Here is a 22412-nt window from a genome sequence, read left to right as displayed (position 1 = left end):
AAATCAACAAATTTCGGGGATTATGGTGCCAGTCTGTCGATTTTCCAGCCGCCATTCTCGCGCTGGTATAAAAAGCGGTCATGCAGGCGATGTTCGCCCCCCTGCCAGAACTCCATCTGCTCAATCGGGATGCGGAACCCGCCCCAGAAGCTTGGCAGAGGAATTTCCCCCTGCTGGAACTTCTGCTTCAGCTCCAGGAATTTACTTTCCAGCACGCCGCGAGCAGAAATTCGACTGGACTGTTTGGATACCCAGGCGCCAATCTGGCTGTCACGCGGGCGGCTGTGGAAATACTTCACCACTTCCAGCGTCGAGAGACGTTCCGCCTTGCCGGTGACCATTACCTGACGCTCCAGCATGTGCCAGGGGAACAGCAGGCTGATACGCGGATTGTTTTCTAAATGGTGCGCCTTGCGGCTGCCGAGGTTGGTATAGAACACCAGCCCTTTCTCGTCATAATGCTTGAGCAATACGATGCGCTGATACGGTTGACCGTTTTCATCCACCGTTGCGACGACCATGGCCGTGGGGTCGGCGAGTTTCGCTTCGCAGGCCTGTTTCAGCCAGCGTTCAAAAAGCACGAGGGGTTCAGCGGGAAGATCCTGGCGACGCAGGCCGCCTTTAGTGTATTCACGGCGCAGATGCGCAATTTGCTGCAGTTCGTCGTTATCTGACATGGCGTTAGCTGACATTGAGAGTGGGTGGCGCTATTGTGCGCCGCCCCTGTAAAAATCTCAACGCTTCGGATTTTCGAGCTGGCAATTGTTCAGCACAATGCGGTCGCGTTTGTAGACCGTGGCGCTGTCGCCTTTCGACCAGAAGACGTAGATACCGTCGGAATAACGCGCGCCGGAGGCTGACATCCCCTGCTTCAGCGTCAGCAATTTATTGTCATAAACAAAACTGGCTTCCTGGCGTGGATTGTTCAGCTTTACGGTCAGCGGTTTTTCGTCACAGCGATACTCCAGCGTATCGGTCTGCATGCGCTCAAGGAGCTGGTTGTAGACGCTGCATCCTGACAGCAACAAAGGAGCGGCAATAAGAAGAAGTTTTTTCATGGGCGTATTCCGAAGACTTTCCTGGTCCTGGAGGGCATGGCTGCCCTCCTGTTTCGTTCCATTCTAACGACGACGCGCCGCGCTGAATTTCAGTTAACTCTGATTATGACGAGGATTTGCCGGGAAAATCGCCCCGAGGACGCTCGCCTCACGCGCGCCGGTTACCGACGGCAAGTTGCCCGGCAGTCCCGCAATGGTGCGCCAGGCAAGCCAGGCGAAGGCCAGCGCCTCCATATCATCCCCGCTGATGCCGGCCTCATCGGTCGTGGTCACTTCGGTACCCGGCAGTAGCCCCGCAAGACGCGCCATCACCAGCGGGTTGCGGCTTCCTCCGCCGCACACCAGCAGGCGTTCACATCCGCCGCTGAGCAGAACCTGTTCGGAGATCGACACGGCCGTCAGCTCGGCAAGCGTCGCCTGGACATCCTGCGGCGCGAGCGCCGGGAATGGCGCCAGCTGACGCTCAAGCCAGCCCAGGTTGAAGTATTCACGCCCCGTGCTCTTAGGGGCTGGCAGGGCAAAATATGGATCGCTCAGCATCGACTGCAGCAGCGGAATAATCACTTTCCCCCCGCTCGCCCACTCAGCGTTTTTATCATACGGTTGTCCGCACTGCCGCCAGATCCAGGCATCCATTAACATATTGCCCGGGCCGGTATCATAGCCGCGTACGGGCTGCCCCGGGATGAGCATCGACAGGTTGGCAATCCCACCAATGTTGAGCACCATACGCCGTTCTGAAGGGTGCGCCAGTAACGCCTGATGGAACGCGGGTACCAGCGGCGCGCCCTGCCCGCCAAGGGCGATATCGCGACGACGGAAATCGCCAACCACCGTCACGCCCGTCTTCGCCACAATTTGGTTGTTATCGCCGATTTGCAGGGTATGCGGGGCATCTCCGCCTGGCTCATGCCAGACCGTTTGTCCGTGACACCCGATGGCCACCACGTCCTGCGGGCGAAGATGTTCTTTTTGCATCAAAGCCTGCACCGCATCCGCAAACAGCGCCCCCAGGCGAACATCAAGCTGTCCAAGCTGGGAGAGGGTAAGCTGCTGCCCCTGACAGATACTCAGAATATCCTCTTTCAGTGAAATGGGGATTGGCCAGGTCAGGCTCGCCTGCTGCGCCACCATGTTTTCGTCAATGGCGGCCAGTACGACATCTACCCCATCCAGACTGGTGCCTGACATCACACCAATGTAGCGACCCGATTTCATGCGCTTTCCTTACGTTGCGTGGGCTAAGGATACCCACTCAACCATAAACGGCGCCGCTTTGCCATCCGGCGATAATATTTTTTAACAATGTCAGACGGGTAGCACAGGCAGATCCTGTTTATGTCTCGTTAAGTCAAATTCAAGTACAATTTTCTTATTGTTAGTGCAAAGATATGAACTATGGCTCCTTATGCCATATAATTTAGCCATAACGGATGCCCCCAATTGGGCGTTTTTGGTGAACAGGAGATTCAAATGATTTTACGTGTACTGGGCGTTTCGCTGATTGGTTTAACTCTGGCTGGCTGTGTGAATGACAGTTCACTTTCTGGCGACGTTTACAGCGCTTCTGAAGCGAAACAGGTTCAGAACGTGACTTACGGTACCGTTGTTAACGCACGTCCTGTACAGATCCAGGGTGGTGATGAAAGCAACGTAATGGGTGCAATCGGCGGTGCCGTTCTGGGTGGTTTCCTCGGTAATACCGTCGGTGGCGGTACAGGTCGCTCGCTGGCAACAGCCGCAGGCGCCGTTGCGGGTGGCGTAGCCGGCCAGGGCGTTCAGGGTGCGATGAACAAAACCCAGGGCGTAGAGCTGGAAATTCGTAAAGACGACGGCAGCACGATCATGGTTGTACAGAAACAAGGCAGCACTCGCTTCTCTGCAGGCCAGCGCGTTGTTCTGGCAAGCAACGGAAGTCAGGTGACCGTTTCTCCACGTTAATTAAAAATGGATGTGGTCATTAGGCCACATCCATTTACAATATATATCACTTCCAAAAATATATTTACAAAATATATTCATCACGCCTATTATTTACCACGTCATATATTGTTTCTGCGCAAAGTATTTAGCGCGCTAATTTATTAAACTCTTCGCAATCTTCTTACCTTCATTCATTATAAAGTCGTTAAAAACGTATATGCTTGCGAATCGTCGTTCTTTAAAGAGTCGTTATATCGCGTTCTGCCTTGGTTGCATTGTTGTCATCGGGATATTACAAACTCTGTTTTTAAAACTCGTTGAATGGGTTCCCTCCTTTTCACCGCTGCTATTCCCTACGCTTACCATTTTTCTGCTGGTGTTCCACCTGTTTATTGCCTGTTTCATGGCGATGAAATACTGGTGCGACAGAAAACGGTTGTATCTGGTGGCATTCGCCTTCGCCTTTGCGGGCTCCGCACTGCTGATGGTCGGAACGCTGTCCAGCTTTCCCGCCTGGCTGGACCTCTACCAGTTTAACGTCGTGAACTACAACGATGCGATGATCTACTATATGTTCCGCCATCTAATAATGGCGGTGCTCATCATCGTTGCGGCAATACTTTATACCATGCGCAATTCTCCCCTTTCACGATTAGCACATATCGCGATTGTGAGCGGCGAATTTCTCTTTACGGTCTGTGCGGTGGGATTGGCCTGGTTCTATTCCAGTCATTCACAACTCTTATCAATTGACCTGGTTGATAATGAAACGCGTCAGTTTATGGTTCTCTGGAGCCAGTTTATTAATATTTCATTAATTGCTCTGTGGGTAGTGACATTAGCAACTCTGATGTTTATTACGCGCGTACGCAATTTATTCTGGGTGGGCGGTAATTTTTTGTGCGTCTGCTATATCGTCACGCTCTCAATGCTGTTGATGGGGGGACATGCCGAAGGTATCTCCTGGTATCGCGCCCGCTTATTTGAAACGGCCGCCACGCTGCTGATTATTTTTGTTCTGCTCTACGATGTCTTCAGGCTGTATCGCGACTCGCACGTAAAATACCAGCAGTCTTACCAGAACTCGATTCGCGACCCGCTCACGCGCCTGTATAACCGCAGTTATTTTTATGAATCATTAAAGCAGGCGCTGGATATCGCCAAACCCAGCCGTCCGGTTTCCGTCATCGTCAGCGATCTCGATCGCTTCAAGCGTATCAACGACACGTACGGACATCTTCAGGGCGACAAGGTCCTGCAGTTTGTTGCTAATCTGCTGATGGATTCCGTGCGCCCCCAGGACATCGCGGCCCGTATCGGTGGTGAGGAGTTTGTTCTGATGCTGGCCAACACCTCATCAGACGCGGCGTACCAGGTGGCGGAACGCATTCGGTTAAATCTGAGCAGCTTCGATAACGCCAGCAGCGGCGGTCAACTACCTGAGCCAATCACCATCAGCATGGGGGTGTTTACGGCGACGTCAGCCGCAGTAGCCGCAGAAACGTGCGTGGAAAATGCCGACAAAGCGATGTATGAAGCGAAGGAGACCGGCCGTAACCGCGTGGTGGTCTTTAAATAAAAAAAAGGCCTTGCTGCTGCAAGGCCTGGTTGTTTGTCAGTCGCGCGACTGCAGTTCATGGATGTTTTGCTCGAGGCGCCCAATGAGGCTGATGAGCATTTCCAGCTCCGCCGGTGAAACGCCTGACAGGATCTCACCGCGCGTCTTCGTAATCACGGCTTCCATTTCCGTGATGATAGGCGCCGCTTTCTCGGTGAGTTTAATCCGCTTGGCGCGACGATCGCTGGCGCAGGTTTGCCGCGAGATCAACCCCTTCTCTTCCAGCTGGTCAAGCGTGCGCACCAGCGACGGCTGCTCAATGCCTATCGCTTTTGCCAGTTGAATTTGCGACTGATCGGGCGGCAGCTGGTGAATGTTGTGCAGCGTGACCCAATGCGTCTGTGTGAGTTCCAGAGGTTTCAGGCGATGGTCAATCAGAGCACGCCAGACGCGTACCAACCTTGCCAGATCAGAACCTAATGGCGATTCCAATTTCATCTCCTTATAATTAGCTTGCTAAGTTATTATACTGATTTTAGAATAGTGTGCAGCATTTGTATTGCCAAAACAAATGCAATACTGCATTCATCCAACTTAAAAGTATGACTTACACTGAATTGTGATGCTTCATCATACTAAGACAAGCCGATGCGGCATTCTGTTCACTGCAAAGGATTTCTGCCCGTGACGTTTTTTCATCGCTCAGAGGGTTTACCCCTTCAGGATCTGATCTTCGGTGCGTCAGTCTATTTTCCTCCCCTGTTTAAGGCCGTTCTGGTCGGCTTTATGCTCTGGCTCATCGCGCATCGCCTGCTCCGCGACTGGATGTACTCCGGCGAAATCTGGCATCCCATGCTGATGGATCTTTCCCTGTTTGCCCTTTCCGTATGCCTGGGCCTTGCCGTTTTGACTGTGTGGTGAATATGTCCCTTAAAACGCTAAAGTACTTTTCCACCCTGCTTGTCCTTGCCCTTGCGCTGGTGGCGGGCTGGTGGATGTGGAATTTTTATATGCAATCGCCCTGGACGCGTGACGGCAAAGTTCGCGCTGAGCAGGTCAGCATTACCCCTCAGGTGTCGGGAAGTATTACGGCGCTGTTGGTTAAGGATAACCAGTTCGTCAAAAAGGGAGACATTTTATTCCGCATCGACGACACCCCGTACCACATTGCGATTCTGAACGCCCAGGCGCAGCTGGCTAAAGCCCAGTCGGATCTGGCAAAGGCTAACAACGAGGCCAACCGCCGCCGCCACCTGTCGCAAAACTACATCTCAGCGGAAGATTTAGACACCGCCAACATCACCGTAAAGGCCATGCAGGCGAGCGTCAACGTAGCCGAAGCCACGCTGAAGCAGGCCCAGTGGGAGTTGACCCAAACGGTGATTACCGCGCCGGTTGACGGGTGGGTAACCAACCTTTCCGCTCGCGTGGGGAATTATGCCACCACGGGACAACCCGTTTTTGCCCTCGTCGACAGCCACTCCTTCTACGTGGTGGGCTATTTTGAAGAGACCAAGCTTCGCCATATTCGCGAGGGATCGCCTGCCGCCATTACGCTTTACAGCGGCTCGCAGAAGTTACAGGGTCACGTATCCAGCATTGGCCGCGCTATTTACGATCAAAGCGTCGAAACGGATTCCGGTCTGGTGCCGGACATAAAGCCGAACGTGCCGTGGGTGCGTCTGGCCCAGCGCGTTCCGGTTCGCGTTGAGTTTGACCGTTTACCGCAGGACATTACCCTGGTGTCTGGCACCACCTGCACTGTCTCTATCGGAACCCGCTAATGAAGCTGCAGGGGCTCTCCTGGCAAAACACGCCGTGGATGAAAGCGACGCGTCCCCAGTGGCGCTACGCGCTGCGTAACGGCATTGCCATGTGTCTTGCGCTAACTGTGGCTTATTACCTGAACCTGGATGAGCCCTACTGGGCGATGACGTCTGCGGCGGTGGTCAGTTTTCCGACGGTCGGCGGGGTGATCAGTAAAAGCCTTGGGCGCATCGCAGGCAGCCTGCTGGGCGCCACCGCGGCGTTAATTATCGCCGGCCATACGCTGAACGATCCGTGGCTGTTCCTGCTGAGCATGGCCGCATGGCTGGGCTGCTGTACCTGGGCCTGCGCCCATTTTACCAATAACGTCGCCTACGCGTTTCAGCTGGCGGGCTATACCGCCGCCATTATCGCCTTTCCGGTGGTTAACGTGCTCGACACCACCGAGCTGTGGGATATTGCCCAGGCGCGCGTTTGTGAAGTGATTGTCGGGATCCTCAGCGGTGGCTTCATGATGATGATCCTCCCCAGCACATCCGACGGCACCGCGCTCATCACCGCGCTGAAAACCATGCATACCCGGTTACTGGAACACGCGAGCCTGCTGTGGCAACCGGATACCAGCGACAATATCCGCCTCGCGCATGAAAAGGTTATCGGACAGATCCTGACGATGAATCTGTTGCGCATTCAGGCGTTCTGGAGCCACTACCGCTTTCGCCGCCAGAACACACTTCTTAACTATCTGCTGCACCAGCAGCTGCGCATGACCAGCGCCATCTCCAGCCTTCGCCGGATGCTGCTCAACTGGCCAACGCCGCCTGAAAACACCCGTGCCGTGATTGAAACGCTGCTCGCGGCCCTTGCGCGCCCGGATGCGGACATTTACACCGTAGCGCGGATTATCGCTCCGCTCGCCCCGGCTGATGAGTACGACTACCGCCATCGCGCCTTCTGGCAGCGCCTGAATTACTTCTGCCGTCTGTACCTGCGCAGCAGCCGCTGGATTACGGCCATCGAAAACGCGACCCCATTGACGGAGTTCAACGTCCCCGGCAGCCCGGCACTCGCGCGCCATACCGACTATCTGGAAGCGCTGTGGAGCGGTTTTCGCACCTTCTGTGCGCTGATGCTGGTGGGGGCGTGGAGTATTACCACGCAGTGGGAGTCCGGTACGGCGGCCCTGACGCTTGCCGCCATCAGCTGCGTGCTTTACTCCGTCGCGGCCTCGCCGTTCAACTCGCTTACGCTCCTGCTGCGCACGCTGGTGCTGCTGTCGCTGTTCAGCTTTGTGGTGAAGTTTGGCCTGATGGTGCAGATAAGCGATCTGTGGCAGTTCCTGCTGTTCCTGTTTCCCCTGTTGACCACCATGCAGCTTCTGAAGCTGCAAATGCCTAAGCTGGCGGGCCTCTGGGGACAGCTGATTGTCTTTATGGGCTCGTTTATCTCCGTGACGAATCCCCCGGTTTATGATTACGCCGATTTTCTCAATGACAACCTGGCGAAGATCCTGGGCGTGGGGCTAGCGTGGCTGGCTTTTGCGGTGTTACGTCCCGGCTCCGATGCACGCAAGAGCCGCAGGCATATTCGGGAGTTACGCAGAGGTTTTGTCGACCAGCTCAGCCGTAAACCGCATCTGGGTGAAAACGAGTATGAATCGCTGGTCTATCATCACGTCAGCCAGCTGAATAACAGCCAGGACGCGCTGTCCCGACGCTGGCTGCTGCGCTGGGGCGTGGTGCTGTTGAACTGCTCGCACGTGGTCTGGCAGCTTCGCGCGTGGGAAACGCGCTCCGATCCACTGTCGCAGGTTCGTGATGTTTGCATCTCCCTGCTGCGCGATGTAATGAGCGAGCGCGGTGTCCAGCAGCGGCCACTCGAAGCCACGCTGAATGAACTGCAGCGGATCTGCGATACGCTGGCACAGCATCATCTGCCCGCAGCCCGTGATTTGGCCTCGATAATCTGGCGCCTGCACTGCTCGCTGTCGCAGCTGGAACAGGCACCGCCACCGGGAACGATTGGGGATCAGATCACGCCGCACGCATAGCGTGCCCCGCCGCCGCCAAGCGGTTTAGGCCGATCGGACATATTGTCGCCGCCGACATGGATCATCAGCGCTCTGCCTTTCACCTCATCCAGCTTTTTCAGTCGCGGTGCGACGACGGGGTCTGTGGCTTTACCGTCGTTATTCACCACCAGCACTGGCAGATCGCCTAAATGCCCCATTCCATCCGGGCCTTCATGCTTGCCGGAATGCTGAGGATCGAGGTGCCCTCCTGCCGCTTCCGCCGCAGACGGTTTACCTTCTTTTAAAGCGGGCTGACAGCTGCCTTTGGCATGAACATGGAAACCATGTTCACCGGGAGGGAGGGCTTTGAGGTTGGGGGCAAACTCCAGTCCTTTATCGGTTTCGGTGATTTTCACCGTTCCGATGGACTGACCCACACCCTGTGGGGTGACGAGATTCATTTCAACTTCGTCGCTGGCTGCCTGCGCCCCTGCGCAAACAACCAGCGTGACCAGTGCCAGAGCAAAACGCTTCATATGACCTCCGCGGGTTATTTTTTGCCCCTTAAGTGTATACCAGGGGCAAAGATTTCACCGGAAAGTCACCTTCAGGCGGTTTATGGTACGTCGTAACCCAGCGCGGCCTTACGGATGCGGAACCACTGCTGACGGGTCATCTGCAGCTCTTCAGCGGCCAGCGCAGAACGCACGCGTTCTATTTTGCCGGAGCCAATAATAGGCAGAGGTTTTGACGGCAGGCGCAGGATCCATGCGTAAACCACCTGTTCGATGCTCTCCGCGTTCAGTTCGCGGGCGATGGTTTCAAGCTCGTTGCGCAGCGGCTGGAACTCATCATCATTAAACAAACGTCCGCCCCCCAGGCAGGACCACGCCATCGGGCGAATGCGCAGCTGCTGCAGCTGATCGAGCGTGCCATCCAGCAGCAGCGGCTGGTGTACCGGGGAGATCTCAACCTGGTTGGTGGCCAGAGTAAACGGCAGACGAGACTGAAGCAGCGCAAACTGTGCTGGGGTAAAGTTAGAAACGCCGAAGTGACGCACTTTCCCACTCTGATGCAGGTTCAGGAAGGCTTCCGCTACCTCATCAGCATCCATCAGCGGGTCTGGGCGGTGGATTAACAGCAGGTCGATACGATCGGTCGCCAGATTGACCAGCGACTGCTCGGCGCTCTTGATGATATGTGCGCTGTCGGTGATGTAATGACCGAGGGCGTGTTCAGGTTTTGCCGTGGTGGCAATCCCACACTTCGTGACGATCTCCATGCGATCGCGCAGGGCTGGAACCAGCTTAAGCGCCTCGCCGAACGTGGCCTCGCACTGGTAGCCACCGTAAATATCCGCATGATCGACTGTGGTGATGCCTAAATCAAGGTGCTCTTCAATAAAGCTCGCCAGCTGGAGGGGGGACATATTCCAGTCCATCAGGCGCCAGTAGCCCATAACAAAACGGGAGAATTCTGGCCCCTGCGGGGCAAGAGTAATTCGCTGAACCATAACATTTTCCTCAAGGACGTAATGTCATGAGTATACGCAATTACCGTGTTAAAAAAGTGAAGGTTGCTGGGGTTCTTCGGTTTCACCCGCTTTGTTTGCGCGTATTTTGCGCAGAAGACGCTGTCGGCAGAGGCGTAACACCTCCTGCTTTTGCGTGTCGCTAAAGTTTTGCCAGTTAAAACGCTCATCGCGGGTACGCATGCACCCGCGGCAATATCCGCGTTCATCGACCTGACAAATACCCCGGCACGGGCTCTGGATGGGGAAAAACTCCAGCTGCTCTGCCACACTCACCTCCCGAAAGCTCCTCTCACCTACAGTGAAGACGTTAATCGCACCACGTGCAAGGCCTATATCACAGATTTGTGGCATTAAGGTTTCACTAATCTTCCCTCTCTATACTCGGCCCATCATGACAATAACGGGTTTACCGATCGATGTGGTTAATCAAAAAGTTACAATGTAACGATATTAAATTTACTCTGAGCTGTGCACTCTTTTTTACGCTAATCAACGGGCTGTTTATCCAGCGCAGCTGGGCCATTATTGCCCCTTCGCACCTGCACGACATCCTCTTTGCCGCGTCCGTACCGCTGGTGCTGTTTTGCGGCTGGGTGATTGTCTTTAGCCTGCTGAATATCCCCTATATCCGTAAGCCGCTGCTGATTGTATTGACGATCGGATGCGCTGCGGCAACCTACTTTATGTACACCTATGGCGCGGTGATCGATCAGAACATGATAGTGAACGTGTTCGAAACCAACTCTCAGGAAGCGACAGCCCTGGTGACGCCGCAGATGATTCTGTGGATTGTTATTGCTGGCCTTGTGCCTTCCGTGGTGCTGGCTCTGACCCGCATTCGTACCGGTAAATGGTGGTACGCGCTGCTGACGCGCGTTGCCGCGATGCTCGGTGCTCTGCTGGTGATTATCCTGATTGCCGCGCTGTTTTATAAAGATTACGCATCGCTGTTCCGCAATAACAAAAGCATCGTCAAAATGGTCACCCCGGCGAACTATGTCAGCGCCGTGGTGAAGTACAGCAAGATGCGCTGGTTTGCCGGCGATCAAACGCTGGTGCGCATTGGTGAAGATGCCCATAAAGGGCCACTGATTACCGGTCAACAGAAGAAAACCGTTCTGGTGCTTGTCGTCGGCGAAGCCTCGCGCGCGGCAAACTACTCCCTGAACGGTTACGGGCGCGAAACCAACCCGGAACTGAAAAAGCAGGACGTGATTAACTTCCCGCAGGCCTCCTCGTGTGGTACCGAAACCGCGGTTTCCGTTCCCTGCATGTTCTCCGGCATGACGCGCAGCAAATACGATGCCGACCTGGCTCACCATCAGGAAGGTCTGCTCGATGTGCTGAAGCATGCGGGTATCAACCTGCTGTGGCGCGACAACGACGGCGGCTGTAAAGGTGCCTGCGATCGCGTGCCACATACCGATATGACGCAGTGGCAGCTGGATCAGTTCTGCAAAGACAAATCCTGTATTGACGATGTGAACTTCTACCGTCTGGATAACGTGCTGGATGGCGTGAAGCAAGATACGGTGCTGGTTATCCACCTGATGGGGAGCCACGGTCCGGCATACTATCGCCGTTACCCGGACAACTTCCGTAAATTCACCCCAACCTGCGACACCAATGAAATTCAGGATTGCGATCATCAGGCGCTGATCAATACCTATGACAACACCATCCTCTATACCGACAGCATGGTCAGCAAAACCATTGATGCGCTGAAAGCGCGCCAGTCTAGCATGAACAGCGCGCTGATTTATCTCTCAGATCACGGTGAATCGCTGGGCGAAAGCGGTATTTATCTGCACGGTACGCCTTATATGCTGGCGCCGGAGCAGCAAACGCATATTCCGTTTATGTTCTGGCTGTCACCGGATTACGCGAAAAACTTTGGCATCAACGAACAGTGTTTGCGTGACCATGCAGCAAAAAATGCGGTTTCCCAGGACAATTTATTCTCAACCGTATTGGGTATGATGGACGTGAAATCAACGGTTTATCAACCGCAGCTGGATATACTGAGCGCATGTCGTCAGTAAACTCGCTTGCATTAGACCGAACGGTCTATTAGAGTGCGGCCATGAGCAGAAATACTGAACACGATACCCGCGAACATTTACTGGCAACCGGCGAGCGACTTTGCATGCATCGCGGGTTTACCGGTATGGGGTTGAGCGAGCTATTAAAAACCGCTGAGGTCCCGAAGGGGTCGTTTTATCACTACTTCCGGTCCAAAGAGGCTTTTGGCGTAGCGATGCTGGAACGTCATTATGCTGGCTACCACCAGCGTCTGGCGACCCACTTTGCGTCGGGTGAAGGTAACTACCGGGATCGTGTTCTGAACTACTATCAGGAAACGCTGAACCAGTTCTGTCAGCAGGGCATTATTAGCGGATGCCTGACCGTTAAACTGTCTGCAGAAGTGTGCGATCTTTCTGAAGATATGCGCACGGCGATGGATAAAGGTGCCCGCGGCGTTATCGCCCTGCTGGCCAAGGCGCTGGAGAAAGGCCGCGATGAAAAAACGCTGGCCTTTTCCGGCGAACCGTTAACCCAGGCGCAGGTATTATATGCGCTCTGGCTAGGCGCTAACCTGCAGGCAAAAATTTCGCGCAATGCCGTGCCGCTGGAAAGCGCGCTGGCACATGTGAAAAACAGCATTACTGCGCCTGGCATTTAGCAGGCGTTTTTATTTACCCAACTACTAGTCGACTGGTCTACTCAGGAGTCTTTATGTCAGCTGAAAAATTATTTACCCCACTGAAAGTGGGTGCCGTCACTGCGCCAAACCGCGTGTTTATGGCTCCGCTTACCCGTCTGCGCAGCATTGAGCCGGGCGACATCCCAACCCCACTGATGGGTGAATACTATCGTCAGCGCGCAAGCTCTGGCCTGATCATCACGGAAGCCACGCAGATTTCCGCTCAGGCTAAAGGCTATGCGGGTGCGCCAGGTCTTCACAGCCCGGAACAGATCGCCGCATGGCAGAAAATCACCGCGGGCGTTCACGCTGAAGAGGGTCGCATTGCGGTCCAGCTGTGGCATACCGGTCGTATCTCCCACAGCAGCATTCAGCCTGGCGGCCAGGCTCCGGTCTCCGCTTCGGCCCTGAGCGCAAATACCCGTACGTCCCTGCGTGATGAAAACGGCAATGCGATCCGCGTGGATACCTCTATGCCGCGCGCGCTTGAGCTGGATGAAATTCCGGGTATCGTGAACGACTTCCGCCAGGCCGTGGCCAACGCCCGTGAAGCCGGTTTTGACCTGATTGAGCTGCACTCCGCGCATGGCTACCTGCTGCACCAGTTCCTGTCACCGTCGTCTAACCACCGCACCGACCAGTACGGCGGCAGCGTTGAAAACCGCGCTCGACTGGTGCTGGAAGTGGTTGACGCCGTATGCCAGGAGTGGAGCCCGGATCGTATCGGGATCCGCGTCTCTCCAATCGGTTCTTTCCAGAACGTCGACAACGGTCCGAACGAAGAAGCCGATGCCCTGTACCTGATCGAAGAACTGGCTAAACGCGGCATCGCCTATCTGCACATGTCCGAGCCGGACTGGGCTGGCGGTAAGCCTTACACGGACGCTTTCCGTCAGAAAGTGCGCGAGCGTTTCCACGGGGTGATCATCGGTGCGGGGGCTTATACCCCGGAGAAAGCCGAAGATCTGATCGGCAAAGGGCTGATCGATGCCGTCGCGTTTGGCCGCGACTATATCGCCAACCCGGATCTGGTTGCCCGTCTGCAGAAAAAAGCGGCCCTGAACCCGCAGCGCCCGGAAAGCTTCTACGGCGGCGGCGCGGAAGGCTACACCGACTACCCTTCTCTGTAATCTCGCCGTTGTTCATTGATAGCGGCGATACTTCGCCGCTATACTAAAACATCGTTTCTGTTCAAAAAGACAGTCTATTCCATTGGTTAATGAGGAAATTATGCGCCTACTTCACACCATGCTGCGCGTTGGCGACCTGCAACGTTCCATTGATTTCTACACTAACGTCCTGGGCATGAAGCTGCTGCGCACCAGCGAAAACCCGGAATACAAATACTCGCTGGCGTTTGTGGGTTACGGTCCGGAAACGGATGAAGCGGTGATCGAGCTGACCTACAACTGGGGCGTAGACAGCTATGAGCTGGGCACCGCCTACGGCCACATCGCGCTGGAAGTGGACAACGCGGCCGAAGCGTGTGAGCGCATTCGCAGCAACGGCGGTAACGTTACGCGCGAAGCGGGCCCGGTAAAAGGTGGCACCACCGTGATTGCGTTCGTGGAAGACCCGGACGGTTACAAAATCGAGCTGATTGAAGCCAAAGACGCGGGTCGCGGTCTGGGCAACTGATCCCTCAGGGCGCAACATGCGCCCGTAGTTTTACTGCATCACCCTGCAAAATTTGCCATAATGCGCTCTGCTTTTTTCCCCTGGTAAGAGACCCTGATGTCCGATAACGCTCAATTTAGCGGTCTGTGCGACCGTTTTCGTGGTTTTTATCCCGTTGTCATTGATGTAGAAACAGCCGGATTTAACGCTAAAACCGATGCGCTGCTCGAAATTGCCGCCATCACGCTGAAGATGGATGAACAGGGCTGGCTTACACCGGACACCACGCTGCATTTCCACGTTGAACCTTTCGAAGGGGCAAACTTACAGCCGGAAGCGCTGGCGTTTAACGGTATCGATCCGCATAACCCGCTGCGTGGTGCAGTCAGTGAATATGATGCGCTGCACGCCATTTTCAAAATGGTGCGTAAAGGCATGAAAGAGAGTAACTGCAGCCGCGCCATTATGGTGGCCCATAACGCCACCTTCGATCACAGCTTTACCATGGCCGCCGCCGAGCGCGCCGCGCTTAAACGCAACCCCTTCCATCCTTTTGTGACCTTCGACACCGCCGCGCTGAGCGGCCTGGCCCTGGGACAAACGGTGTTATCAAAAGCCTGCATCACGGCGGGTATACCTTTTGACGGTACGCAGGCGCATTCCGCTTTATACGACACGGAGCGCACCGCAGAGCTGTTCTGTGAGATCGTCAACCGCTGGAAGCGTCTGGGCGGCTGGCCGCTGCCGATGGGCGACAGCGAAGAATAAAAAAAAGCGACCTTATCAGGTCGCTTTTTTATTTGCGCAGAAAATTACTCTGCGTCCGGCTCTTCGGTTTTGTACTTCGCCGCCGTCTCTTTGATCAGCTGCTGCAGTTCGCCGCGCTGATACATTTCAATCAGGATATCGCAGCCGCCAACCAGCTCACCGTCAACCCACAGCTGTGGGAAAGTCGGCCAGTTAGCGTACTTAGGCAGCTCAGCGCGGATGTCCGGATTCTGCAGGATATCAACGTAAGCAAAACGCTCACCACAGGCTGACAGCGCCTGAACCGCTTGTGCGGAGAAGCCGCAGCTTGGCAGCTTCGGAGAACCTTTCATATACAGCAGAATTGGGTTTTCAGCGATCTGGCGCTGGATTTTTTCAATAGTGGTGCTCATGTCTTGCTTCCTTTAACTTCTGTTACGGCATTCGTCTGACATTGTAGCGGTTCAGACTGGCATCGGAAAATAACATTTTTGTCACGTTTATACATTCTACCCCGAGTCACGAAAAGTTGCATTGCAAATGGTGTTTACCCCTGCGGCGGTCAGGGTTTTGCTTAGGGAGTGGGCAAATGTGCGACAGAACGATGAATTTTTTTGCACTTGCTAACGAAACACGATTGTAGATTGAAAAATGCTATTAACTTTCTGGGTTTTTATAGATTAGAATCGACGGGCTTTGTAAATCACACGCGGGTATTATTGATGACCTGCATTTATCAGGGGACTGCCCAGTGGCGCGGATAAATAAAATCTCGATCACGCTCTGTGCTTTACTGTTTACTTCACTCACTTTCACGCCAGTGGCAAACGCCTCTCAGCAGGCGCGGCATTCTGCTGTACAAAAAAACCATCTGGTGAAAGCCACAGAACGTAAGAAAAAAACCACCGCTAAGAACGACAAGAAAAAAACACCGGCTCAGACGAAACAGACCGCTTCCAGCAAGACGAAAACAAAACCTTCCCGCACTGCCCACTCCGCTAAAAGTAAAGCTTCGCAAACCGCTGCTAACCTCGTTACTGAAAAATGCATCACGCGTAAAGGCCACAAGGCGAAATGCACGAAGGTCACGAAAATAGCTGAAGTGCATAAAGTGCGTGTACAGAAAGCGCAAAAAACCGCGATGAACAAACTGATGGGCCAGATTGGCAAACCTTATCACTGGGGTGGCAGTTCGCCGCGTACCGGGTTTGACTGCAGCGGCCTCGTCTATTACGCCTATAAAGATCTTGTCAAATTCCGCATCCCTCGTACCGCCAATGAGATGTACCACCTGCGCGATGCCTCACCGGTTGACCGCGGTGAGCTGGAAAACGGCGATCTGGTGTTCTTCCGCACTCAGGGTCGCGGCACGGCTGACCACGTTGGCGTGTATGTCGGCAACGGGAAGTTCATCCAGTCTCCACGTAGCGGCCAGGATATTCAGATCACCTCTCTCAGTGAAGACTACTGGGTACGCCACTACGTCGGCGCGCGTCGCGTGATGACGCCGAAAACCATTCGCTAACCCCTGCCCTGCCACATCCGTGGCAGGGTAAGTTCCTCTTTTGCATACCCTTTCAATTTGCTATCCTGTCCATGTTGTCTGTGTGGTTATTGGCAACACAAAATACAATAAGGAGAGAAGCAATGTCGTTCGAATTACCTGCACTACCATATGCAAAAGACGCCCTGGCACCGCACATTTCTGCGGAAACCCTGGAATATCATTACGGCAAACATCACCAGACGTACGTCACCAACCTGAACAATCTGATCAAGGGCACCGATTTTGAAGGCAAAACGCTGGAAGAGATCGTCCGCAGCTCAGAGGGTGGCGTCTTTAACAACGCGGCTCAGGTGTGGAACCACACCTTCTACTGGCACTGCCTGGCGCCGAATGCCGGCGGTGAACCTGCCGGTGAACTGGCTACCGCTATCAACGCCGCATTTGGCAGCTTCGCGGATTTCAAAGCGAAATTTACCGATGCAGCCATCAAGAACTTCGGTTCTGGCTGGACGTGGCTGGTTAAAGAGGCGGATGGCAAACTGGCTATCGTGTCCACTTCAAACGCGGGTACCCCGCTGACTACCAGCGCTAAGCCGCTGATGACAGTGGACGTATGGGAACACGCTTACTACATTGACTACCGCAACGCGCGTCCGAACTACCTGGAGCACTTCTGGGCACTGGTTAACTGGGACTTTGTCGCGAAGAACTTCGCCGCGTAAGAGACACGCAGAAGGGTTCGCCCTTCTGCGTTTTTGGTTTATTCCGCAGCGCAGGCTGCTTCAGGCTGTTTACGACCCGACATCATCACCAGCAGCAGGCCGAGCGCGGCAATAATCGCCCCCATCACCGGCACAAAGCTGTATCCCAGACCACCTGAAATCACGGCCCCACCGGCCGCGGCGCCCAGGGCATTACCCAGGTTAAACGCACCGATATTCACGGAAGATGAAAGTCCCGGCGCCTCGTGCGCGACACGCATCACGCGCATCTGCAGCGGCGGCACCACGGCGAAAGTGGCGGCTCCCCAGACGACCATCGCAATCGCGGCCCCAAACTCATTGCGCGCCAGCCACGGAATGGCAACCATGATGACAATCAGCAGGGTTAAGAAGCCCTTAAGCGTCCCGCTCACGGAACGGTCGGCAAATTTCCCGCCGAGATAGTTGCCGATCGAGAAGCCCACGCCAATCAGCACCAGCATCGCGGTCACAAAGAGAGGCGTTGCGTGGGTGATGTCATGCAGGACGGGAGAAATATAGGTGTAGAGGGTAAACATCGCCCCTGCCCCCAGCACGGTTGTGAGCAGCGCGGAGAGCACCTGCGGGCGCATCAGCACAGCCAGCTCTTTACGCACTTCCGGACGTTCTCCGGCGCTTCCTTTCGGCAGGGAGAAGAACAGCGCCACCATCGCAATCACGCCCAGTCCGGCCGTCGCCAGGAAGGACATACGCCAGCCGATCGCTTCCCCCAGCCAGGTTGCCGCAGGCACCCCGCCGATGTTGGCAATCGTTAGCCCCATAAACATGGTCGCCACGGCGCTCGCCTGCTTGTGTTTTGGCACCACGCTGGCTGCCACGACCGATCCCAGCCCGAAGAATGCGCCGTGATTAAGGCTGGTCAGAATACGCGATAGCATCAGAGTGGTGTAATCTGGCGAAATGGCCGAAAGCACGTTGCCCAGGGTGAAAATCGCCATCAGGAAAATCAGCGCATTGCGGCGCGCGCGGTGCGAAAGCAGAAGCGTCATCAGCGGCGCCCCGACCATCACGCCGATAGCGTAGGCGCTAATTAACATCCCTGCCGCAGGGATAGAGACATCTACGCCCCGGGCAATAACAGGCAGTAACCCCATCGGGGAGAATTCAGTGGTGCCAATCCCAAAAGCGCCAATCGCCAGGGCCAGCAGGGGAAAATTGATTTTCATGCGTCAACTCCGAATGCCGTGTCATGTGGTGACACAGAACAAAGAAGCGGAAAGCATGACATCAATCACAAAAAATGAGAAGTTAACAAAATGGCAAAAGATTTTTGCCAGAGAAGTAACAATCCGGGGAGTCGGGAGGGAGAAGGCTCTCCCTCCGCGTAAATCAGTGCAGCGCAGCCGTCAGACCGGCCGCAACAATCAGAGCCAGCACAACAACGGTGGTGAACAGCGAAAACTTAAGATCGGAACTCATCAATTTTTCTCCTTTTAATCCCCACACGAAAAGTGAGCTTGCTCATTTTTGCACAGATTACGTCAAAAATCTTCCTGGATTTATACTGATAACCACTTTACCTCTTCCCCTTTTCATCAAGATAGGACAAAATTCCACGCTAAATTTATTAGCGTACCGGCCATTGACCCCCTCCTGACGTCCCGTGTCGTTTTCCCGGCGTGCCGCAATTCAACATTGCGAGATAAGGGTGAGAGAAGGCAAACGTTTACCTTCAAGTTTTTCAGGAGCTTAGGATATGGTCTGGAGTGACATTTAATGGCAACAATTAAAGACGTAGCAAAACGCGCAAACGTTTCCACTACAACCGTATCACATGTAATTAACAAAACCCGCTTTGTGGCGGAAGAGACGCGCAACGCCGTCTGGGCAGCGATCAAAGAGCTGCACTATTCGCCAAGTGCGGTTGCACGTAGCCTCAAGGTTAATCACACCAAGTCCATTGGATTGCTGGCAACCAGCAGTGAAGCGGCCTATTTTGCCGAGATCATTGAAGCGGTCGAAAAGAACTGCTTCCAGAAAGGCTATACCCTGATTCTGGGCAACGCGTGGAACAGCATTGAAAAACAGCGTGCCTACCTGTCGATGATGGCGCAAAAGCGCGTTGATGGCCTGCTGGTAATGTGCTCCGAGTATCCGGAGTCAGTGCTGTCGATGCTGGAAGAGTATCGCCATATTCCGATGGTGGTGATGGACTGGGGCGAAGCGCGCGCAGACTTCACCGATTCCGTTATCGATAACGCCTTTGAAGGCGGCTATATGGCCGGTCGTTATTTGATCGAACGCGGTCACCGCGAGATTGGCGTGATCCCCGGTCCGCTGGAGCGCAACACCGGCGCGGGCCGTCTGGCCGGTTTTATGAAAGCGATGGAAGAAGCGTTGATCAACGTGCCGGAAAACTGGATTGTGCAGGGCGACTTTGAGCCGGAATCGGGCTACCGCGCGATGCAGCAGATCGTCTCCCAGCCGCACCGTCCGACCGCCGTGTTCTGCGGAGGCGACATCATGGCCATGGGCGCGCTCTGCGCTGCCGACGAGCTGGGCCTGCGCGTACCGCAGGATATTTCCGTGATCGGGTATGACAACGTGCGTAACGCGCGCTTCTTCACCCCGGCGCTGACCACCATTCACCAGCCAAAAGACTCGCTGGGCGAAACGGCTTTTAACATGCTGATGGACAGAATCGTCAACAAGCGTGAAGAGTCGCAGTCCATTGAAGTTCACCCGCGTCTTATCGAACGCCGTTCCGTTGCGGATGGTCCGTTCCGCGACTACCGTCGTTAATCGCTTTACGGGGGCCAGCTACGCTGGCTCCCGTAACCATTCCCGGTTCAGCGTTTCGCTGTCTCCTAGATAATCCAGCAGCCAGGCCATCGCAGGCGAGACATCATTTTGCTGCCATGTGAGGCAGCAGGCCGCATCCGGGAACGGATTCTCCAGCGTCAGCTCAACCCACTCTCCGGTATCGATGCGCGGACGCGCGAAATGAACGGGCACCATCGCGACGCACAGCCCGGCGCTGAGGCACGTCGCCGACGATTCCCAGTCAGGGGCCACCACCCGCCGCTGGTTGTCGAGAAGCCAGGTGATACGCTTGGGCAATGAACGGGACGTATCCTCCAGCACCAGCGACGGCCAGTTGCGCAGCGTGTCATCGCTCAGCGGCCCTTCCATCGCCGCCAGCGGATGATCGCTTGCCACCACGCATTTCCAGCTCAGCATTCCCATATCGCGAAAAGCGTAACGTCCCCCGACCGGGATCGCCTGCGTGGCCCCAATCGCCATCTCTGCCCTGCCGTCCGCCAGCGCATCCCAGACGCCGTTAAACACCTCCTGCGAGACCCGCAACTCGACGTCAGAAAAATGACGGTAGAAATCGACGATCATCTGCCGGGTGCGCTCGGGTTTAACAATGTTATCCACCGCGATGGAAAGATGTCCCCGCCAGCCGTTAGCGATCTGCTGACACTGTTCGCGGGTGATCTGCATTTTTTTGATAACAGAACGCCCTTCTTTCAAAAACCACGCGCCTGCGGGCGTTAATTCCACATCACGATGCCGCCGTTCAAACAGCGGAACCGCCAGCCACTCCTCCAGCTGGCGCACCGTGTAGCTGATGGCCGAAGGGACGCGGTGCAGCTCCTGCGCCGCACCGCTAAAGCTGCCGTTACGCGCAACAGCATCGACCACTTCAAGAGAATAATCTGACCACATTTTCTGCCTGCAAAATTTTTGAATGCATCCGCCAAATATTAGCGTTTCACAAGCGGCTTTGCACTCCCTACACTCAGCGCCAATGTATACCTGCCTCCTCAGGAGAATAAAATAATGCAACCCAGGAAAGGTTTTTTAGTCTGGCTCGGCGGCTTGAGCGTGCTGGGCTTTTTGGCCACCGATATGTACCTGCCGGCGTTTGCCGCCATGCAGGAAGATTTACAAACGCCTGCTGCCGCCATCAGCGCCAGCCTGAGTTTATTCCTCGCCGGCTTTGCCTTCGCTCAGCTGCTCTGGGGACCGCTCTCGGATCGCTTTGGTCGTAAACCGGTACTGTTGCTGGGCCTGGCCATTTTTGCGGTAGGCTGCCTGGGAATGTTATGGGTACGCGATGCCACCTGGCTGCTGGTGCTGCGGTTTATTCAGGCCGTGGGCGTCTGTGCCGCGGCCGTGACCTGGCAGGCGCTGGTCACCGACTATTACCCGGCTAACCGCACAAACCGTATTTTCGCCACCATTATGCCGCTGGTGGGTCTCTCACCTGCCCTCGCTCCCCTGCTGGGCAGCTGGATCCTCGCGCATTTCGACTGGCAGGCCATTTTCGCCACGCTGTTTGCCATTACTCTGGTACTGATGCTGCCGGCGTTCGCCCTCAAGCCCGCGCATAAAAAAGAAGCGCATACTGACGCGAAGCCGATTACCTTTACTTCCCTGCTCAGCGCCAAAGCGTATCGCGGGAATGTCCTGATCTATGCCGCCTGCTCGGCAAGCTTCTTCGCGTGGCTGACCGGCTCGCCGTTTATTCTGCACGATATGGGCTATAGCCCGGCGGCCATTGGCCTGAGCTACGTTCCGCAGACCATCGCGTTCCTGGTGGGCGGGTACGGCTGTCGCGCGGCGCTGCAAAAATGGGAAGGCCAGCAGATGCTGCCGTGGCTGCTGGTGCTCTATGCGCTGAGCGTCATCGGCACCTGGGCCGTTGGCTTTATTCCGGGCGCGGGTCTGGCCGAAATATTGATTCCATTCTGCGTGATGGCCATCGCCAACGGGGCGATCTACCCTATCGTTGTAGCCCAGGCACTGCGTCCGTTCCCGCAGGCGACAGGCCGCGCGGCTGCGCTGCAGAACACCCTGCAGCTGGGGCTGTGCTTCCTGGCAAGCCTGGTGGTCTCCGCGCTGATTGCCACGCCGCTGCTGACGACAACCAGCGTGATGCTGGCTACCGTTGCGCTGGCCGTCATAGGCTATCGCATGCAGGCTTCCGCGCAGGGTGAGAGCACGCAGGTAGAAACCTCGCATGCCTAATCGCGCCAGAAACTATGTTAATTTTCAGTGATTAGGTTGCTAAGAATTTTCTGTTGAATCACCAAATTTTGAGGCCTATACTAAATTTGGTTCGATTAAATACGATAAATATTAAGTGTTAACGGGAGCCGGAGTGCTCCCGTTTTACCATGGAAGGCATTTCGGCAAGGGTTATCTCCCTTCCTCTGTTCTACGTCGGATATTAGCCTCGCGGTATTTACCGTGAGATTTCTCACAAACCAAAAAAA

General features: G+C 55.1%; 25 protein-coding genes. 14 read left to right on the top strand and 11 right to left on the bottom strand.

Annotation, left to right across the window (positions count from 1 at the left end; translation table 11 throughout):
* Positions 1–20 precede the first annotated feature (20 nt).
* From pdxH to anmK, 3 genes are all read right to left on the bottom strand, one after another.
* Complete coding sequence (pdxH, locus tag SPG90_RS05380) at positions 21–677, bottom strand: pyridoxamine 5'-phosphate oxidase (RefSeq protein WP_024909355.1); 657 nt, start codon at positions 675–677, stop codon at positions 21–23.
* 57 nt (positions 678–734) lie between these two features.
* The gene (mliC, locus tag SPG90_RS05375) at positions 735–1058 is read right to left on the bottom strand and encodes a C-type lysozyme inhibitor (protein ID WP_023311369.1); all 324 of its coding nucleotides are present in this window, start codon (positions 1056–1058) and stop codon (positions 735–737) included.
* 93 nt (positions 1059–1151) lie between these two features.
* Positions 1152–2276: an anhydro-N-acetylmuramic acid kinase gene (gene anmK, locus SPG90_RS05370; RefSeq protein ID WP_045401368.1), complete on the bottom strand. Its 1125-nt coding sequence runs from the start codon at positions 2274–2276 to the stop codon at positions 1152–1154.
* A 255-nt stretch (positions 2277–2531) separates the two neighbouring features.
* Between anmK and slyB the strand changes: the two genes are divergently transcribed.
* Both slyB and SPG90_RS05360 read left to right on the top strand, forming a co-directional pair.
* Complete coding sequence (gene slyB / locus SPG90_RS05365) at positions 2532–2999, top strand: outer membrane lipoprotein SlyB (RefSeq protein WP_023311367.1); 468 nt, start codon at positions 2532–2534, stop codon at positions 2997–2999.
* A gap of 199 nt (positions 3000–3198) precedes the next feature.
* Positions 3199–4560: a GGDEF domain-containing protein gene (locus SPG90_RS05360; protein ID WP_047174414.1), complete on the top strand. Its 1362-nt coding sequence runs from the start codon at positions 3199–3201 to the stop codon at positions 4558–4560.
* A 36-nt stretch (positions 4561–4596) separates the two neighbouring features.
* Here the strand turns inward: SPG90_RS05360 and slyA are convergent, their stop codons facing one another.
* On the bottom strand, positions 4597–5037 hold the full coding sequence (gene slyA, locus SPG90_RS05355) for a transcriptional regulator SlyA (protein WP_024909359.1): 441 nt from the start codon (positions 5035–5037) through the stop codon (positions 4597–4599).
* Positions 5038–5223: 186 nt separating this feature from the next.
* Between slyA and SPG90_RS05350 the strand changes: the two genes are divergently transcribed.
* The 3 genes from SPG90_RS05350 to SPG90_RS05340 are packed head-to-tail and all read left to right on the top strand — an operon-like array spanning position 5224 to position 8356.
* Positions 5224–5460 (top strand): DUF1656 domain-containing protein, encoded by a 237-nt coding sequence (locus SPG90_RS05350; RefSeq protein ID WP_023311364.1) that lies wholly within the window; start codon positions 5224–5226, stop codon positions 5458–5460.
* Positions 5461–5462: 2 nt separating this feature from the next.
* Positions 5463–6323 carry an HlyD family secretion protein gene (locus SPG90_RS05345; protein WP_047174415.1) on the top strand — a complete coding sequence of 287 codons (861 nt, stop codon included), beginning with the start codon at positions 5463–5465 and terminating at the stop codon, positions 6321–6323.
* A complete protein-coding gene (locus SPG90_RS05340) occupies positions 6323–8356 on the top strand; it encodes an FUSC family protein (protein ID WP_047174416.1) in 2034 nt (677 codons plus the stop codon). Before SPG90_RS05345 ends, SPG90_RS05340 begins: the two co-directional genes overlap by 1 nt.
* Here SPG90_RS05340 and sodC read toward each other — a convergent pair.
* From sodC to SPG90_RS05325, 3 genes are all read right to left on the bottom strand, one after another.
* Positions 8335–8853, bottom strand: a complete 519-nt coding sequence (gene sodC / locus SPG90_RS05335; protein ID WP_047174417.1) for a superoxide dismutase [Cu-Zn] SodC — start codon at positions 8851–8853, stop codon at positions 8335–8337. The two genes, SPG90_RS05340 and sodC, sit on opposite strands and share 22 nt — an antisense overlap.
* 80 nt (positions 8854–8933) lie before the next feature.
* The gene (locus tag SPG90_RS05330; RefSeq protein WP_047174418.1) at positions 8934–9830 is read right to left on the bottom strand and encodes an aldo/keto reductase; all 897 of its coding nucleotides are present in this window, start codon (positions 9828–9830) and stop codon (positions 8934–8936) included.
* A gap of 48 nt (positions 9831–9878) precedes the next feature.
* Positions 9879–10118 carry a DUF1289 domain-containing protein gene (locus SPG90_RS05325; protein ID WP_008500587.1) on the bottom strand — a complete coding sequence of 80 codons (240 nt, stop codon included), beginning with the start codon at positions 10116–10118 and terminating at the stop codon, positions 9879–9881.
* A 149-nt stretch (positions 10119–10267) separates the two neighbouring features.
* Here SPG90_RS05325 and eptA point away from each other — a divergent pair, with 149 nt between their 5' ends.
* From eptA to rnt, 5 genes are all read left to right on the top strand, one after another.
* Positions 10268–11893: a phosphoethanolamine transferase EptA gene (eptA, locus tag SPG90_RS05320; protein WP_045401382.1), complete on the top strand. Its 1626-nt coding sequence runs from the start codon at positions 10268–10270 to the stop codon at positions 11891–11893.
* A gap of 41 nt (positions 11894–11934) precedes the next feature.
* Entirely contained in the window at positions 11935–12534 is a 600-nt protein-coding gene (locus SPG90_RS05315; protein WP_047174419.1) for a TetR/AcrR family transcriptional regulator, read from the top strand.
* A gap of 53 nt (positions 12535–12587) precedes the next feature.
* Entirely contained in the window at positions 12588–13685 is a 1098-nt protein-coding gene (locus SPG90_RS05310; RefSeq protein WP_023311356.1) for an alkene reductase, read from the top strand.
* Between the two features lie 100 nt (positions 13686–13785).
* Complete coding sequence (gloA, locus tag SPG90_RS05305; RefSeq protein ID WP_013096923.1) at positions 13786–14193, top strand: lactoylglutathione lyase; 408 nt, start codon at positions 13786–13788, stop codon at positions 14191–14193.
* 96 nt (positions 14194–14289) lie between these two features.
* On the top strand, positions 14290–14940 hold the full coding sequence (rnt, locus tag SPG90_RS05300; RefSeq protein ID WP_023311355.1) for a ribonuclease T: 651 nt from the start codon (positions 14290–14292) through the stop codon (positions 14938–14940).
* A 44-nt stretch (positions 14941–14984) separates the two neighbouring features.
* On the opposite strand, the gene grxD is transcribed toward rnt, so the two are convergent.
* Positions 14985–15332, bottom strand: a complete 348-nt coding sequence (gene grxD / locus SPG90_RS05295; RefSeq protein ID WP_003832760.1) for a monothiol glutaredoxin 4 — start codon at positions 15330–15332, stop codon at positions 14985–14987.
* A 338-nt stretch (positions 15333–15670) separates the two neighbouring features.
* On the opposite strand from grxD, the gene SPG90_RS05290 reads away from it, so the two are divergent.
* Both SPG90_RS05290 and sodB read left to right on the top strand, forming a co-directional pair.
* Positions 15671–16444: a C40 family peptidase gene (locus tag SPG90_RS05290; protein WP_023311354.1), complete on the top strand. Its 774-nt coding sequence runs from the start codon at positions 15671–15673 to the stop codon at positions 16442–16444.
* Between the two features lie 122 nt (positions 16445–16566).
* Entirely contained in the window at positions 16567–17148 is a 582-nt protein-coding gene (sodB, locus tag SPG90_RS05285) for a superoxide dismutase [Fe] (RefSeq protein ID WP_023311353.1), read from the top strand.
* A 38-nt stretch (positions 17149–17186) separates the two neighbouring features.
* Here the strand turns inward: sodB and SPG90_RS05280 are convergent, their stop codons facing one another.
* Positions 17187–18353: an MFS transporter gene (locus tag SPG90_RS05280; RefSeq protein ID WP_045353824.1), complete on the bottom strand. Its 1167-nt coding sequence runs from the start codon at positions 18351–18353 to the stop codon at positions 17187–17189.
* A gap of 163 nt (positions 18354–18516) precedes the next feature.
* Positions 18517–18606, bottom strand: coding sequence for a YnhF family membrane protein (locus tag SPG90_RS05275; RefSeq protein ID WP_008500596.1), 90 nt, complete (start codon positions 18604–18606; stop codon positions 18517–18519).
* A gap of 297 nt (positions 18607–18903) precedes the next feature.
* On the opposite strand from SPG90_RS05275, the gene purR reads away from it, so the two are divergent.
* Positions 18904–19929, top strand: coding sequence for an HTH-type transcriptional repressor PurR (purR, locus tag SPG90_RS05270; protein ID WP_023335431.1), 1026 nt, complete (start codon positions 18904–18906; stop codon positions 19927–19929).
* Between the two features lie 18 nt (positions 19930–19947).
* On the opposite strand, the gene punR is transcribed toward purR, so the two are convergent.
* Positions 19948–20859, bottom strand: coding sequence for a DNA-binding transcriptional activator PunR (gene punR / locus SPG90_RS05265; RefSeq protein WP_023311350.1), 912 nt, complete (start codon positions 20857–20859; stop codon positions 19948–19950).
* Between the two features lie 114 nt (positions 20860–20973).
* Between punR and punC the strand changes: the two genes are divergently transcribed.
* Positions 20974–22164: a purine nucleoside transporter PunC gene (gene punC, locus SPG90_RS05260; RefSeq protein WP_322407995.1), complete on the top strand. Its 1191-nt coding sequence runs from the start codon at positions 20974–20976 to the stop codon at positions 22162–22164.
* Positions 22165–22412: the final 248 nt, after the last annotated feature.

It is taken from the genome of Enterobacter sp. D2 (assembly GCF_034427575.1).
GTDB classification, from domain to species: domain Bacteria; phylum Pseudomonadota; class Gammaproteobacteria; order Enterobacterales; family Enterobacteriaceae; genus Enterobacter; species Enterobacter cloacae_M.
This window is presented reverse-complemented; position numbering and strand designations above follow the sequence as displayed.